This is a genomic window from Agrobacterium vitis (assembly GCF_014926405.1).
GTDB classification, from domain to species: domain Bacteria; phylum Pseudomonadota; class Alphaproteobacteria; order Rhizobiales; family Rhizobiaceae; genus Allorhizobium; species Allorhizobium vitis_H.
This window is the reverse complement of the sequence record NZ_JACXXJ020000005.1, coordinates 3,361,360-3,375,457: the sequence shown is the minus strand read 5'-3', so window position 1 is coordinate 3,375,457 and position 14,098 is coordinate 3,361,360. Positions and strand designations below refer to the sequence as shown.

12 protein-coding genes and 2 pseudogenes are annotated in these 14,098 nt (G+C 57.7%); 6 read left to right on the top strand and 8 right to left on the bottom strand.

Going from position 1 to position 14,098, the window contains the following annotated elements; all coding sequences use genetic code 11:
- Positions 1-70 precede the first annotated feature (70 nt).
- Both IEI95_RS26950 and IEI95_RS26945 read left to right on the top strand, forming a co-directional pair.
- Complete coding sequence (locus IEI95_RS26950) at positions 71-1,261, top strand: divergent polysaccharide deacetylase family protein (protein WP_420481806.1); 1,191 nt, start codon at positions 71-73, stop codon at positions 1,259-1,261.
- A 36-nt stretch (positions 1,262-1,297) separates the two neighbouring features.
- The gene (locus IEI95_RS26945) at positions 1,298-1,825 is read left to right on the top strand and encodes an RNA pyrophosphohydrolase (RefSeq protein ID WP_156531715.1); all 528 of its coding nucleotides are present in this window, start codon (positions 1,298-1,300) and stop codon (positions 1,823-1,825) included.
- A gap of 149 nt (positions 1,826-1,974) precedes the next feature.
- On the opposite strand, the gene IEI95_RS26940 is transcribed toward IEI95_RS26945, so the two are convergent.
- Positions 1,975-2,733 carry an AAA family ATPase gene (locus IEI95_RS26940; protein WP_156531714.1) on the bottom strand — a complete coding sequence of 253 codons (759 nt, stop codon included), beginning with the start codon at positions 2,731-2,733 and terminating at the stop codon, positions 1,975-1,977.
- Positions 2,734-3,013: 280 nt separating this feature from the next.
- Between IEI95_RS26940 and IEI95_RS26935 the strand changes: the two genes are divergently transcribed.
- From IEI95_RS26935 to IEI95_RS26920, 4 genes are all read left to right on the top strand, one after another.
- Positions 3,014-3,340 (top strand): PadR family transcriptional regulator, encoded by a 327-nt coding sequence (locus IEI95_RS26935; protein WP_060718769.1) that lies wholly within the window; start codon positions 3,014-3,016, stop codon positions 3,338-3,340.
- Positions 3,337-3,909, top strand: coding sequence for a DUF1700 domain-containing protein (locus IEI95_RS26930; RefSeq protein ID WP_156531713.1), 573 nt, complete (start codon positions 3,337-3,339; stop codon positions 3,907-3,909). Before IEI95_RS26935 ends, IEI95_RS26930 begins: the two co-directional genes overlap by 4 nt.
- 33 nt (positions 3,910-3,942) lie before the next feature.
- Positions 3,943-4,650, top strand: a complete 708-nt coding sequence (locus tag IEI95_RS26925; protein WP_156538245.1) for a GIN domain-containing protein — start codon at positions 3,943-3,945, stop codon at positions 4,648-4,650.
- A 385-nt stretch (positions 4,651-5,035) separates the two neighbouring features.
- On the top strand, positions 5,036-5,608 hold the full coding sequence (locus tag IEI95_RS26920) for a hypothetical protein (RefSeq protein ID WP_156531711.1): 573 nt from the start codon (positions 5,036-5,038) through the stop codon (positions 5,606-5,608).
- Between the two features lie 374 nt (positions 5,609-5,982).
- On the opposite strand, the gene cheB is transcribed toward IEI95_RS26920, so the two are convergent.
- The 7 genes and pseudogenes from cheB to IEI95_RS26890 all read right to left on the bottom strand — a co-directional run bounded on the left by cheB (position 5,983) and on the right by IEI95_RS26890 (position 14,094).
- Entirely contained in the window at positions 5,983-7,077 is a 1,095-nt protein-coding gene (gene cheB / locus IEI95_RS26915; RefSeq protein ID WP_156531710.1) for a protein-glutamate methylesterase/protein-glutamine glutaminase, read from the bottom strand.
- Between the two features lie 7 nt (positions 7,078-7,084).
- Positions 7,085-7,936, bottom strand: coding sequence for a CheR family methyltransferase (locus tag IEI95_RS26910; protein ID WP_194417222.1), 852 nt, complete (start codon positions 7,934-7,936; stop codon positions 7,085-7,087).
- Positions 7,937-7,962: 26 nt separating this feature from the next.
- Positions 7,963-8,457 (bottom strand): chemotaxis protein CheW, encoded by a 495-nt coding sequence (locus IEI95_RS26905; protein ID WP_015917538.1) that lies wholly within the window; start codon positions 8,455-8,457, stop codon positions 7,963-7,965.
- Between the two features lies 1 nt (position 8,458).
- Positions 8,459-10,279: a methyl-accepting chemotaxis protein gene (locus IEI95_RS26900; protein WP_194417221.1), complete on the bottom strand. Its 1,821-nt coding sequence runs from the start codon at positions 10,277-10,279 to the stop codon at positions 8,459-8,461.
- Between the two features lie 85 nt (positions 10,280-10,364).
- A pseudogene (locus IEI95_RS26895) lies at positions 10,365-11,690 on the bottom strand (methyl-accepting chemotaxis protein); the annotation flags it as partial.
- A 96-nt stretch (positions 11,691-11,786) separates the two neighbouring features.
- Positions 11,787-12,302: pseudogene (locus IEI95_RS29845) on the bottom strand (MCP four helix bundle domain-containing protein); the annotation flags it as partial.
- Positions 12,303-12,399: 97 nt separating this feature from the next.
- Positions 12,400-14,094 (bottom strand): methyl-accepting chemotaxis protein, encoded by a 1,695-nt coding sequence (locus IEI95_RS26890; RefSeq protein WP_194417220.1) that lies wholly within the window; start codon positions 14,092-14,094, stop codon positions 12,400-12,402.
- Between the last annotated feature and the right edge of the window lie 4 nt (positions 14,095-14,098).

Sequence of the window (14,098 nt, the reverse complement as noted above, 5' to 3'; positions counted from 1 at the left end):
TCATCGAAATGGCGAAGTGATTCGCGGCATGGAACGGACAGTCCAATCCAATGCGCCGAAGGACATGACATTGAGCGCTGATCTGCACGCAGCTTTGGGCCAGAATCGCAAGAAGCACCGCACGGGCGGTCCGAAAATTTCTCCCTTCAAGGCACTGACAGCGTCAAGCTCGGTCGCTCTTCTCGGCCTGTCCGTTTACACAACACTCACGCCGCTTCCGCTGCGCAATCCGCTACCGCTCGCCACCACCCCACCGGTGGCGGCTGCCGTCCCTGCCGAGGAGCCAGCCGCGAAAGCGCCCGGCCCATCCCGCAGCATGGAAGCCCGCGCCCCGACCTCTGGCGCCACTGTCGAGCGCTCGACCCTGCCGGACGGTTCGGTTGTCACCAAATATTCACCCGCCAGCCGGGACGGCTCCGGCCCGGCCCTGGTCACCACTCCGCATGTGGGCCAGGACGCCCGCGTTGCAGCAATGCCCAATCCGGACCTTCTGGAAGACAGCCCAGAAGGGCAAATCCCGATGACGGGACGCGACGGACTGCGACCCGTCGAGCAATATGCACGGCCCTGGTCCGGCGCACATGGAACACGGGTGGCCATCGTCGTCAGCGGCCTCGGCCTCAGCCAAACCGGCACGCAACGGGCGATCAAGCACCTGCCGGAACAAGTGACACTGGGTTTTGCCGCCAGCGGAAACAGCCTGTCGCGCTGGATGCAGGAGGCGCGGCGCGGCGGCCATGAGATCCTGTTGCAGGTGCCGTTGGAGCCGGTTGGTTATCCGGCAAATGATCCGGGCCGAGGCACATTGCAGGTTGGGCGCGCTGCCACCGACAATCTGCGTGACCTGCATAAGGCCATGGCCAGCATGACCAATTATACCGGATTGATGAATTACATGGGCGGGCGCTTCCTGTCCGATAGCGGCGCGATGGACCCTGTCATGCGTGATATTGCGGCGCGCGGCCTGCTGTTTCTCGATGACGGCTCCTCGGCGAGATCCCTGACAGCGACGTTCGCCAAGGCGATGAACATGCCGTTTTCCGTCGCCGATCTGCAATTGGACGACCAGATACAGGAACAGGCCATCCTGAAACGGCTGGACGAGCTGGAGCGGATTGCCCGGCGCAATGGCTCTGCCATCGGTGTTGCCTCGGCGTTTGATGAAAGCGTCAATGCCATTGCCAAATGGGCGGAAGGCGCCAAGGCACGTGGCATCGAAATCGTCGGCGTTTCCGCCCTTGCCATGGAAGCGCAACAGTGATTTTTACAGTCACACAATACCCCCAATGAGGACACCATGACCCAGACCACAGTCAAAGCCGAGGATCTGCCCTATCGCCCCTGCGTCGGCATCATGGTGCTGAATGCGCAAGGACTGGTCTGGGCTGGCCGCCGCATTCCGCTGCTCAATTCCGAATATGATGGCTCGCCGCAGCTCTGGCAGATGCCGCAGGGCGGGATTGATCCGGGTGAAGATCCGAAAGAGGCAGCCTATCGCGAGCTTTACGAAGAAACCGGCATGAAAACCGTCACTCTGCTGGCTGAAGCGCCGAACTGGATCAATTACGACCTGCCGCCAGCCCTTATCGGCATCGGTCTGCGCGGCAAATTTCGCGGCCAGACACAACGCTGGTTTGCCTTTCGCTTCGACGGCGACGAAAGCGAAATCCAGATCAATCCGCCGCCAACCAGCCAACATGCCGAATTTGATGAATGGCAATGGAAGCCAATGACAGAACTGCCGGACCTGATCGTGCCGTTCAAACGCGGCGTCTACGAACAGGTGGTCGCCGCCTTCCGGCATCTGACTCCTGACCAGACCTGACAGTCTGTTCAAGAATTGCTGTTGACGTGGCGAAAATGGTGATTTCGAGAACCGGAGCGGAGCGTACTTAACGTACGTGAGCACTGGAAGCGCAGAAATTGCCTTTTGCAGCCCGTCAGCGGCGATTGTTGGATAGACTGTGACGGTTATTAGTAGGCGGCCCGCAGCAGTGGCATTTCCATAAAGCCGCGATTGCCGTTATCGGCCCGGCTATTCGTCAGGTTATCGGCAACCGGCATGCGGATGGTCGGCACCAGCATTTCCACCTCATCGCAATAGCGCTCGGCATTGGCGATAGCCTTATCCAGATTGCTGACCCGCTCCGGGTCCAGGCGGTGCAGGCTGGTGCGATATTCAAACATATCACGATAGGCGGCGCGCTCGATGATCGGCGTCGCCAGAACCCGCACCGAGCGTTCTGCCAGAAGCAGTTTGACAGCACGAAGCGCGCGGGTGGTGACCAGCGAATTAACCCGTGACAGAACCACGGAATGGGGAATGCGGATATTGCCCTTGCTGTAGAGATATTGCAGCAGTTCGATCACCTGCGCGCCACCCTGGGCATCCATGGCACTGCCCTGAATGGGGATCAGTACATGATCGGAAAGACCAAGCGCCGTCGCCAGCAAGGGTGATTGCGCGCCCGGCAGATCGACGATCACATAATCGGAGCTGCCACGATAAGCCTCAATGGTGCGTGCCAGGGCATTGACGGAGATATAGGTGGCGACACGCATGTTGCCCGCATGACCGTCCGCGCCCTCGAACCAGCGGGAGATCCAGCGCTGCGGATCGGTGTCGATCACCGAAACTGTGTAGCCCCGGCGCACCAGTTCCGTCGCAAGCAACAGAACCGCCGTGGTCTTTCCGGCACCGCCCTTGGTATTGGCGAAGGTAATGATGGGCATGAAGCAACCTCGGTCAGCCATAACGGAGCCATGCATCGCTCTCCAAGAGCCCAAACATATCGGGCAACCCATTCGCATCGGGCAGATCCATTGTGACGCGACATGGTTAATCAGGCGTTATTTATTCGACAAAATGCGACAATTCCCCTGGGCTTTCCAGGTTCGTTCACAACCATAAGCCCGACACCCCTCAATCACCCGTCTCCTTTCAAAAAACGTAAACCACTACCTTGCATAAGCAGATAGCTTGTTATATTCAAAATACAAAGCTGAGGTGCCCATGACTGACTCGATCCAGGTTCAATTGCGGAAAGGTGCCCTCGACCTCTGCGTCCTGGCTGTGCTTTCTCACGGCGAAAGCTATGGCTACGAAATCGCCAGTACATTGGTCAGCGCCGTCGGCATGGGAGAAGGCACGATCTATCCGCTGATGCGTCGAATGCAGAATGACGGACTGGTGGCCACCCGCATCGTTGAGTCCAGCAATGGGCCACCGCGCAAATATTATCGGCTAACGGAACAGGGCCGAACAATTTTCGAAGCTCATCGCCGCGACTGGCGCTCCTTTGCAAGCGCCGTCGATAAACTTCTTGAGGATTTGCCATGACCAAGGATGCCTTCTTACGCATGCTGAGACTGGGGCTGGCCGGTTTGCCTGCTCAAGAAGTGGACGACATCGTCGCCGATTATCAGGCTCATTTTGCCGAATCAGCCGCCTCCGGTCGCAGTGAACAGGAGGTTGCGGCGGCCTTGGGCAATCCGGCCAGAATTGCCAGAGAACTCAGAGCCGAAATGGGGCTGCGCCGTTTCGAATCCCATTGGAGCCTGTCGAATATGCTGGCGGCGATGATGGCGCTGGCGGGGCTCGCCATCGTTGACATCCTGTTTTTACTGCCCCTGCTCACCGTGGCGTTCTTTACCGTATTCGGCCTTGGGATCGCGGTCACGGCCATTGGAGCGGCAGGCGTGAAGATCATCATTACCGCGATGCTGTTTCAGCTTGATGGACCAACAACAGAAACACTGTCGCAACTGCTGATCGGCGCGGGCCTTGTGAGCGGGTTCCTGGGCGGTGGCGCGTTGTTGTTGATGGGGCTTGGCACCGGTATCCGCATACTCGGCCACTATGCGCGGCTGCATTTTCGCCTGGCTCAATTAAGCCCGGATCACGCTTGAGCTTTCCCTGACACCTCATTGAAGGAACGGACAATGACGAGGAAATTGGCATTCGTTGCAACGACGGGACTGATTGGTGCAGTCGTTTTTCTAACATTGGGTATCGGGATTTCAGGAGAAAATTGGGGTGGAGCCCGGCAATTGTGGGCAACAACATCCTCCACCTGCGGATCGGGCCAATCCACCAGCCAGCAGGTCACGCTGCCCTTTACCGCCAGCGACAGTCTCACCATCGATTTGCCGGCTTCGGTCCGCTATCAGCCTGGCGATAAGGCGGAAGTCATCGTCAGTGGCGACCCTACCCTTGTTGGGCATGTTCGAATGGATGGCCATCGGCTGAGCCTGGATTGTCATCTGGGCTGGTCGCAATCAAAACTCGATATCAGCGTGTCGGGACCTGCGATAACAGACTGGAAACTGCTTGGAAGCGGCGATCTATCGCTATCTCAGATCAACCAACCTCAATTGCGACTGGATATCAAAGGGAGCGGCAGCGTATCCGCGACGGGAGCTGCCGACACGGTTGATGTAGACATTTCAGGGTCGGGTACCGCCCAGCTCAGGAGGCTGACGGCTCAGTCCGCACGGATCGTGATCCTTGGCAGCGGGAACGCAGACATGACCGCGCTGAAAGATGCGGATGTGTCGATTTCCGGGAGCGGCAATGTTGATCTCTCCGGTCACCCGACATTGCGGCGTTCAGAAATCAACGGCAGCGGTCGCATAGTGCAGGCTCCTTAACCTCGTCGAGCACTTCAAACTCGACTGAATTGTTTCGCGCCCACCCCCCAAAATTCCCTGTTCCCCTCCCGCCGACAATACCCTATGGTTGCATCAGGATTGGTCGGAACGGGGCCGGTCCCGGAGCCTAGAAAACTCCTCTACAAACGGCCGGTGTCGGCCGTTAAATGACACCCCTCAGCCATAGGTTTGTGGCTGAGGCGGTGGGCCATGTTTATATGGTCCGCTCCCACCATTCTATATGGTCGGGGAGGCCTCGACGCATGTCCAGAGCTTCGGCTTAAAGGTCGAGGCGGTCGTTTTGTAGCGATTTTTCTAGCTCCCCGGCCACCAGAGGCTCACGCCTCCGGTGGTCGATCGGTTTCCAGGTGCGGGAGGATGGACAATGACCGATTACAATCTCTGGGCTGATCTTTTCGATACATGGCAATCCTCATCCAATTGGATCAAGGCGTTGCTGATTATCACTCCGCCTGCATTCGGATTGGGCGTGTTGGGGCTTCTGCTGCGCCACCGGGCGCGGTTGCAAACAGAGCCACCCTTGTCAGGCCATTATCAGTGGATGAAGGAGCAGCCGACTGGAGACAGCATCGCCGCTGAAACAGTCGACATGCTCCTGCTGAATTCACTGATGGATTTGCAAGCCCGGCTGGAGGAGGCAAAGCAAGCACTCCAGCACCCGGATCTGAAGCATTTCCAGGACAAGTGTGAAGCGATTTTGCGTTCGGAAATGCCTGAAAACAAAGAGGGTGAGAATTTGGGCGGCTCAATGAAAAGCGGACACGCTCTCATACCCTCGTTGCCTCCCGCAGCCAGAGACAATGAAGAGATCCGCAGCCAAATTCACCAGATCATTGTCGAAAAATACCGCAACAACCGCCCCCCGGAAGAAGCGCTGCATAGTGCGCGACAGGTCTTCCTGGATCATGATACCGAGCGGAACGCCCCGGCACCGTGAGCGATTGTATCGTGAAGAAAATCGGACTCCAGAGTACACGACACAAACGGTTCTCGGCTTTGCCGCCCCCTCTTGCCTCTGCCGCCACCTTCTCCCCGATGGGGAGAAGAAACCTGCGGCATCCTCTTGTGCCTTCTATGCGCAGCAAAGGCCGATAAACTCCTTTGTCCGCAGCCTTAAGATGAGGCTCAGTGTTGTCGTGTTGACCTCTTCTCCCCAACGGGGAGAAGTCCCCGGCAGGGGGATGAGGGGGGCGAAGCCAATTGATCAAGTTGCGTCGTATACTATGAAAACTGAAAAAGTCCGATGCTATATCTTTCTGTTTTCGTTTGTCTTATCGGGAAAACCGGTCGCCAATTGTCCGAAAACCAACTCTAGCGCCTGCGGTCCTCCGCCAGAATTTCCGGCGCAATCTGATGGAGCGGCACGGTACGATCCACGCCGCCATGGGCGATGGCTTCCTTGGGCATGCCAAAGACAATGCAACTTGCCTCATCCTGCGCAAGCGTGAAGGCTCCGGCTTGGTGCATTTCCAGCATGCCGCGCGCGCCGTCATCCCCCATGCCGGTCATGATAACACCCATGGCATTGGCACCTGCCGAGCGGGCCGCGGAGCGAAACAGCACATCCACGGACGGACGATGACGCGACACCAGCGGGCCTGATTTGACCGAGACATGATACCGCGCCCCTTGCCGCTCCAACATCATATGGCGATCGCCAGGCGCAATCAGCACATGGCCGCGCAGCACCGGATCGGCATTTTCGGCTTCCTTGATTTCCATTTCGCACAGGCCGTTCAAGCGCTTGGCAAAAGCCGCGGTGAATTTTTCCGGCATATGCTGCACGATGACGATGCCTGGCGCGTTGGCAGGCATTTTTTCCAGGAATTCCCGAAGCGCCTCGGTGCCGCCGGTCGATGCCCCCACACAGACCACCATTTCCGTGGTTTTGGCCATGGCACGGCCTGACGGTGGTGGCAGCATGGCATCCGCAGTCAGTTTCTTTGCTGGCTCACCGCCGGCGGAGGCACGATCCGTGACAATCGACTTTCGCGTCCCGAGCCGCGCCTGGGCCGCACTTTTCACCACTTGGCAGATCCGTTCGGCCTGCTCAGCCAGGTGATCCGCCGCGGCAATTTTCGGTTTGAGAATGATGTCGACGGCACCCGCCTCCATGGCCTGCATCAGAGTTTCACTGCCAGCCTCCGTCAGGGAGGAGCACATCACCACTGGAATGGGGCGCTGCGACATCAGCTTGCGCAGGAAGGTGATGCCATCCATTCGCGGCATTTCCACATCCAGCGTGATCACATCCGGAATTTCCTCGGCAATGCGCCGGGCGGCGACGAAGGGGTCGGAAGCCGCTCCGATCACCTCGATGTCCGGATCCGATTGCAGGACATTTGTCAGGATTTGCCGGACACTGGCTGAATCATCGACAATAAGGACGCGAATTTTCTTCGGCATCTGACAATCATACCTTCCTGAAAACCGTATTGGCCAATTGCTTGAGCGGAAGATCCAACCCAGTAATTGATTCGGAATGGCCTATGAACATATAGCCCCCTTGGCCAAGGCAATCGCATAGGCGTCGCAGTACATTGAACTGCGTCTTTTTATCAAAATAAATCAATACATTACGGCAGAATATAATATCCATCGGCTCCCCCACCTGATAGCTGTCGTCCATCAGGTTGAGCCGGGCGAAACCGACATGGGTGCGAAGTGCCGCCGCGATCCGTACCTCGTTCCGCTGCTTGTCACGCGCGTGCATCACGTATCGGGCCGCCATGGTGCGCGGCACCGGCTCCAGCATTTCGGCAGGGTAGACACCCCGGCGAGCCTTCTGCAGCACGTCGGTCGACAGATCGGTTGCCAGGATATGATAGTCCATCCCGCTGCGGCGTTCCATATATTCCGCCATCACCATGGCAAGCGTATAGGGCTCCGCACCGATCGAACAGGCCGAACTCCAGATGCGAACCCGACGCACGCCCCTGGCCTCCAGATCCGGCAAGGCCTTTTGCGTCAAATAGTCGAAATGGTTGGGCTCGCGGAAAAAGTCCGTCTTGTTGGTGGTAACCGCATCGATCAGATGGACGGATTCGGTCGCAAGGCCGCCCTCTTCGAAAATATAATGGCAATAGCTGTCGAAGTCCGTAAAGCCGGTGGCGCGCAAGCGCCTGCGCAACCGGCCTTCCAGCATCGTCGTCTTGGTTTCCGGCATCTTGATGCCGCTATATTCAAAAATGTAGTTCGACAGACGCCTGAAATTTTTCGGGCTGATTCTGTGGTCTCCAACAACTGCTTCTGCCAATGCATTCACGCTGGCGGCCTCCCTGTAATGGTTTTTCACGCGACGGCAAAAGCCGGTGCAGAAGAAGAGGCAAGGGCGGTTTCATCGCCCGAAAACAACCGCGCCAGATCAATGATCACCACAAAGCCCGCCTCACGGCGCACCACGCCCTGGATATAGTCTGAGCGCCAGCGGATACCGATATCGGGCGCCTGCTCGATATCGGCATGCCGGAAGGGAATGACCTCGAAGACCTTGTCGGCCACCACCCCGACCGCAAGACTGCGGTCGGAAAGCGGCACATCCATCACCAGAATTCGGGTATGCGGCGTCTTCACCGTGCGCGACATCCCGAGCCGCAGACGAAGATCGATGACCGGCACGCCCTGGCCCCGGACATCCCGCAGGCCCAGAAGATAGTCCGGTCCATGCGGGATCTTGAACGGGTCCTCGTGATCGAGAATTTCCCGGACCACGGTAACGGGCACGGCAAACACCTCTTCACCAAGGCTGAAGGTGACAAACTGCGATTCTGACGACTGTCCACTCATGTTACGCGCTTTCCTGAAAGAGACGATCCTCCTCATCCGGCCCGCCCATGGAGAGATCGAGGGCAAAGCCCTTGGCTCTCGCCTGCTGGGCGGCAACCGTCTGAGACGACGTCGGTGTACGGGGTTTTGCCGGTGCAGCCGTCCGGGCTGGCGCTGCGCGAGCAGCAACAGTCCGGGTCTGTGGTGCAGGCTTCTTCTGATGCGCACCATCGACCTTGAAGAAGGCGATGGAGGTTTGCAGTTCCTCAGCCTGAGCAGCCAGTTCTTCAGAGGTTGCAGACATCTCTTCCGAAGCACCCGCATTCTGCTGCGTCACCTTGTCGAGCTGCTGGATCGCCTCATTGATCTGGCTGGCGCCGATATCCTGCTCACGGCAAGCCGCCGAGATCTCGGAAATCAGGTCTGCTGTCTTGCGGATATCAGGGACCAGCCGCGTCAGCATTTCACCGGCTTCCGTTGCCACCTGTACCGTCTGGCCCGATAGCGTGCTGATTTCAGCCGCTGCTGCCTGGCTGCGTTCGGCAAGCTTGCGCACTTCAGAGGCAACTACTGCAAAGCCCTTGCCATGCTCACCCGCACGGGCGGCTTCAACCGCCGCATTCAAGGCCAGAAGATCGGTCTGACGGGCGATTTCCTGGACGATCGAGATCTTCTCGGCAATGGTGCGCATCGCACCAACCGCACGGTTTACCGCTTCGCCAGAGGCTTCCGCATCCTTGGAGGACTGGCGGGCAATCTTTTCAGTCTGGGCGGCATTGTCGGCATTCTGCTTGATATTGGCCGCCATCTCTTCCATCGAGGCGGAGGCTTCTTCAGCAGACGATGCCTGTTCCGTCGCGCCCTGGCTGACCTGCTCAGAGGCAGACGACAGCTGCTGGCTACCCGAAGACACATTGTCGGATGCCGACAAGGCATCAGCGACCACGCCGCGAAGGCGCTCAACCATCAACTGAAGAGACTGGCCAAGCGTGTCCTTGTCGGACAGGGATTTCGGCGCCACCGTCAAATTGCCATCGGCAATCTGATTGGCGACAGCTGCGGTTTCCCTGAGATTCCCGGTCATGATCTTGACGCTATCGACGACATCGCGGATTTCATCATTAGTCCTGATCTCGATATCCTGACCGAGATCGCCGATGGCAACGGCATCTGCAACGGCCTTGATCTTTTTCAGGCCGGAATTGATGCCCATGGCAATCCACGCAGCAATAGCAATCGACAGAACTAGCAAAGTAACCAAGCCGGCAATCAGACTATTGCGGGAGAAGTCATATTGCTCGTTGGTAGCTTCATCGGTCTGCTTGAGATCCGCGGAAATCTGTCCGTTTAGGGCACCCAGACTTTGCAACAGGCTTGCTGTCAGCTTGGCACCATCGCCCATGGAAATTTCACCCGCCTGCTTGTTGCTGGCATCCGTATTCTCGATGGCAAGCTTGAGGATGGAATCCTGCATGGTGATCCAACCGGGCAAGTGGGTCCGAAATTGCGCGACTTTTTCCTTGATCAACGGATTGGTGTCCGCATCCAGTTTCACCAGGAGATCATTGATAAGCGCACGGCGCTCTTTCACGCCGCCGACATATTCATCAATCTTGTTTGGGTCCACATTGATGATGGCGTTTTTCTCATCGCGGATCGAAGACAAGACAGCATCCGACAAATCGCTTGAGTTACGCAAATTTGCCGCGGGACCAGCAATGATGTCACTGATCGCGCTATTGAGTGACGAAAGATTGATGATCGCCATCGTCGCCATGGCGCCTGACATCAGGATGATAAGGCCGAAGGCAAGGGCCAGTTTGAGTTTGATCGTGAATCGCATGGTAGTCCCCCAGATATTTCCGCATATTTAAGCGTGGTGGGACAGCCAATCTCTTGCCTGTCCCGGTCTTTGTCGTCGGCCGATTTCACGCGAGCTGGCGGAAATCGTGATCTTCGTCATCCGGTCCGCCCATGGAGAGGTCGAGAGCAAAACCCTTGGCTCTCGCCTGCTGAGCGGCAACCGTCTGTGCTGCTGACGGCCTGCGCACAACAGCCGCCGCTGTCGTGATTTTGGCCGGTCTTGCAGGCTGCGGCACATAGTTTTGGGCCGCCTTCTTCTGCGCCTTCAGTCCATCGACCTTGAAGAAGGCAATGGAAGCCTGGAGTTCCTCGGCCTGAGCGGCCAGTTCTTCAGAGGTCGCCGACATTTCTTCCGAAGCGCCCGCATTCTGCTGCGTCACCTTGTCGAGCTGCTGGATCGCCTCATTGATCTGGCTGGCGCCGATATCCTGCTCACGGCAAGCCGCCGAGATCTCGGAAATCAGTTCCGCCGTCTTACGGATATCGGGAACCAACCGGCCGAGCATTTCACCGGCTTCCGTCGCCACCTGCACCGTCTGGCCCGACAGCGTGCTGATTTCAGCCGCTGCCGCCTGGCTGCGTTCGGCAAGCTTGCGCACTTCAGAGGCAACCACTGCAAAGCCCTTGCCATGCTCACCGGCACGGGCGGCTTCAACTGCCGCATTCAAGGCCAGAAGGTCGGTCTGACGGGCGATTTCCTGGACGATCGAGATCTTCTCGGCAATCGTGCGCATCGCACCGACTGCACGGTTTACCGCTTCGCCAGAGGCTTCCGCATCCTTGGACGACTGGCGGGCGATCTTTTCGGTCTGGGCGGCATTGTCGGCATTCTGCTTGATATTAGCCGCCATCTCTTCCATCGAGGCGGAGGCTTCTTCAGCAGACGACGCCTGTTCAGTCGCGCCCTGCGACAGCTGTTCGGAGCTTGAGGACAGTTCCTGGCTGCCGGAGGAAACGTTGTCAGACGCAGACAAGGCATCAGCGACAACACCCCGAAGACGCTCGACCATGCTCTGCAAGGCAAGGCCCAGCGTGTCGACATTGGAGCGCGGCGTCGGCGTCACCGTCAAATCACCATTGGCAATCTTGTCGGCAATCGCTGTCGTTTCCCGCAGATTGAGGGTCATGGATCGCATAGCGATGCCCAATGAATCCTTGCTCGAGAGCGGTGTGATATCCTGTGATAAATCGCCTTCGGAGATGCGGTTTGCCAAAGCGGCAGTTGCCCGCAGATTTTCGGTCATCCCGTTAATCGTCGTGACAAGATCCTTGATCTCGTCATTGGTTTTCACATCAACGGTCTGGTCAAGATCACCGATAGCAACGGCATTGGCAACGGACGTAACCTTGCCGAGGCCACGGGCAATACCCACAGCGATCCATAGAGCGACAGCAACCGATAAGACCATAAGCAACCCGATGCCCACCAACAGAACTGTTCGTGAAAAGGCATATTCCTGGTTGGTGCTTTCATCGGTTTCGGCAAGTTGCTTGGCAATCGACGCGTTGACTTCATCGACGCGGGCGAGCATGGCGTCAGCGGCCCTCGCGCCCTCTGCCATCGAGATTTCACCGGCCTTCTGATTGCTTTCCGGCGTATTGTCAGCCGCCAGCTTCAACACGCTATCTTGCACCTGCCGCCACGTCACGAGGCTTTTCTGGAACTCGGACAACGGCAGAAGCAACTTTTGATCGGTCGTATCGCTCAACAGCGCCAATGACTTGTCGATCTTTTCCTGCTCTTTCTTCACGCTATCGATATAGCCGAGAATGCGGACAGGATCGGTGTTGATAATCGCGTTTTTCTCATGGCGCATAGCAGAAAGAACCGCATTTGACAGGCTGCCCGCATCTCGCAGATTTTCCGCCGGTCCCTTCACAATCACAGTAATTGCATCGTTGAGAGACGAAAGCTTATCGATAGACAGCGCTGCCATTGCACCTGACATGATAATGATCAGTCCGAAGGCGAGCACCAGTTTTAGTTTTATTGTGAACCGCATAAATATCTCCACTCATCCAGACGGATGGCTGATCTGTGTGAACGCCTTCAGTAAGGGTGGATGTCACGGCGAACCCATGTCATCCACCTTAAGTCGATTATGCCGTCTGGCGAAAATCCAGATCCTCCTCATCCGGCCCGCCCATGGAGAGATCGAGGGCAAAGCCCTTGGCTCTCGCCTGCTGGGCAGCAACCGTCTGAGACGACGTCGGTGTGCGGGGTTTTGCCGGTGCGGCCGTCCGGGCTGGCGCTGCGCGAGCGGCAACAGTCCGGGTCTGTGGTGCAGGCTTCTTCTGATGCGCACCATCGACCTTGAAGAAGGCGATGGAGGTTTGCAGTTCCTCAGCCTGAGCAGCCAGTTCTTCAGAGGTTGCAGACATTTCTTCCGAGGCACCCGCATTCTGCTGCGTCACCTTGTCGAGCTGCTGGATCGCCTCATTGATCTGGCTGGCGCCGATATCCTGCTCACGGCAAGCCGCCGAGATCTCGGAAATCAGTTCCGCTGTCTTGCGGATATCAGGGACCAGCCGGGTCAGCATTTCACCGGCTTCCGTTGCCACCTGTACGGTCTGGCCCGACAGCGTGCTGATTTCAGCCGCTGCCGCCTGGCTGCGTTCGGCAAGCTTGCGCACTTCGGAGGCAACCACTGCAAAGCCCTTGCCATGCTCACCCGCACGGGCGGCTTCAACCGCTGCATTCAAGGCCAGAAGGTCGGTCTGACGAGCGATTTCCTGGACGATCGAGATCTTCTCGGCAATCGTACGCATCGCACCGACAGCCCGGTTCACCGCTTCGCCGGAGGTTTCCGCATCCTTGGAGGACTGGCGGGCAATCTTTTCGGTCTGGGCGGCATTGTCGGCATTCTGCTTGATATTGGCTGCCATCTCTTCCATCGAGGCGGAGGCTTCTTCGGCAGACGATGCCTGTTCCGTCGCGCCCTGGCTGACCTGCTCGGAGGCAGACGACAGCTGCTGGCTACCCGAAGACACATTGTCGGACGCCGACAGCGCATCGCCAACCACGCCGCGAAGACGCTCGATCATCGTGTTGACATATTGCAGCAGGTCGCCAATTTCATCGCGTGAGCGAATATCGGCAAATTGCGTGAGATCGCCATCGGCAACCTTGCGGACCGACGCCACGGCCTGGCCGAGACCGCGGGTAATACTGATAACGATCCACAATGCGGCAAGAATGGCGACAAGGGTCGCGCCAATTGCCAGACTGACCAGGATAAGGCGTGCATTGGCATATTCGGCATCGCCAGCATCATCTGCCTCCTTCAGCCGCGTTTGCTCAAGCGTGATGATCCTGGAGATCATCTCGTCGATATTGTTGGTCGTCACGCGGTTTTCGCCGGTCGAAACCTTCAGGGCACCCGTAGTGTCACCACTCAAAGCCAACGATTGGATGACGTCGTCCTGCTTGCGGAAATCCGCTTCCAGGGCAGCCAGCTTGTTCCAGGTCACCTTACCTTCTTCCGTCGCCTTGGCAGTGACAGCGGCAAAAGCCGTGTCGAAATTATTACGGGCTTCCTTGATTCTTCCGATGATCGCACGGCCCTCATCAGCCGATTGCGAGAGCAGCAGGTTTTTCTGCTGGCGGATCTGCTGAAGTTGTTCAACCTCAAGCTCCTGCGCCAGTTTCAGGCGATCAACGGGACCTGCCAGAACATCGCCCATGGCCGTATTCAAGGAGTTGAGGCTTGAAATGCCCAGAATGGAGCTTCCAACCAGCAGGGCGACGACAATGCCGAAAGCCAACCCCAGCTTTAGTTTGATGGTAAATCGCATAACA

What these genes read in the sequence shown, in the direction of transcription:
- IEI95_RS26945 (WP_156531715.1), top strand. Translation starts at nt 1,298, where the DNA reads ATGACCCAGACCACAGTCAAAGCCGAGGATCTGCCCTATCGCCCCTGC.
- IEI95_RS26900 (WP_194417221.1), bottom strand. Translation starts at nt 10,279, where the DNA reads ATGCGATTCACGATCAAACTCAAACTGGCCCTTGCCTTCGGCCTTATC.
- IEI95_RS26935 (WP_060718769.1), top strand. Translation starts at nt 3,014, where the DNA reads ATGACTGACTCGATCCAGGTTCAATTGCGGAAAGGTGCCCTCGACCTC.
- cheB (WP_156531710.1), bottom strand. Translation starts at nt 7,077, where the DNA reads ATGCCGAAGAAAATTCGCGTCCTTATTGTCGATGATTCAGCCAGTGTC.
- IEI95_RS26920 (WP_156531711.1), top strand. Translation starts at nt 5,036, where the DNA reads ATGACCGATTACAATCTCTGGGCTGATCTTTTCGATACATGGCAATCC.
- IEI95_RS26930 (WP_156531713.1), top strand. Translation starts at nt 3,337, where the DNA reads ATGACCAAGGATGCCTTCTTACGCATGCTGAGACTGGGGCTGGCCGGT.
- IEI95_RS26890 (WP_194417220.1), bottom strand. Translation starts at nt 14,094, where the DNA reads ATGCGATTTACCATCAAACTAAAGCTGGGGTTGGCTTTCGGCATTGTC.
- IEI95_RS26940 (WP_156531714.1), bottom strand. Translation starts at nt 2,733, where the DNA reads ATGCCCATCATTACCTTCGCCAATACCAAGGGCGGTGCCGGAAAGACC.
- IEI95_RS26925 (WP_156538245.1), top strand. Translation starts at nt 3,943, where the DNA reads ATGACGAGGAAATTGGCATTCGTTGCAACGACGGGACTGATTGGTGCA.
- IEI95_RS26905 (WP_015917538.1), bottom strand. Translation starts at nt 8,457, where the DNA reads ATGAGTGGACAGTCGTCAGAATCGCAGTTTGTCACCTTCAGCCTTGGT.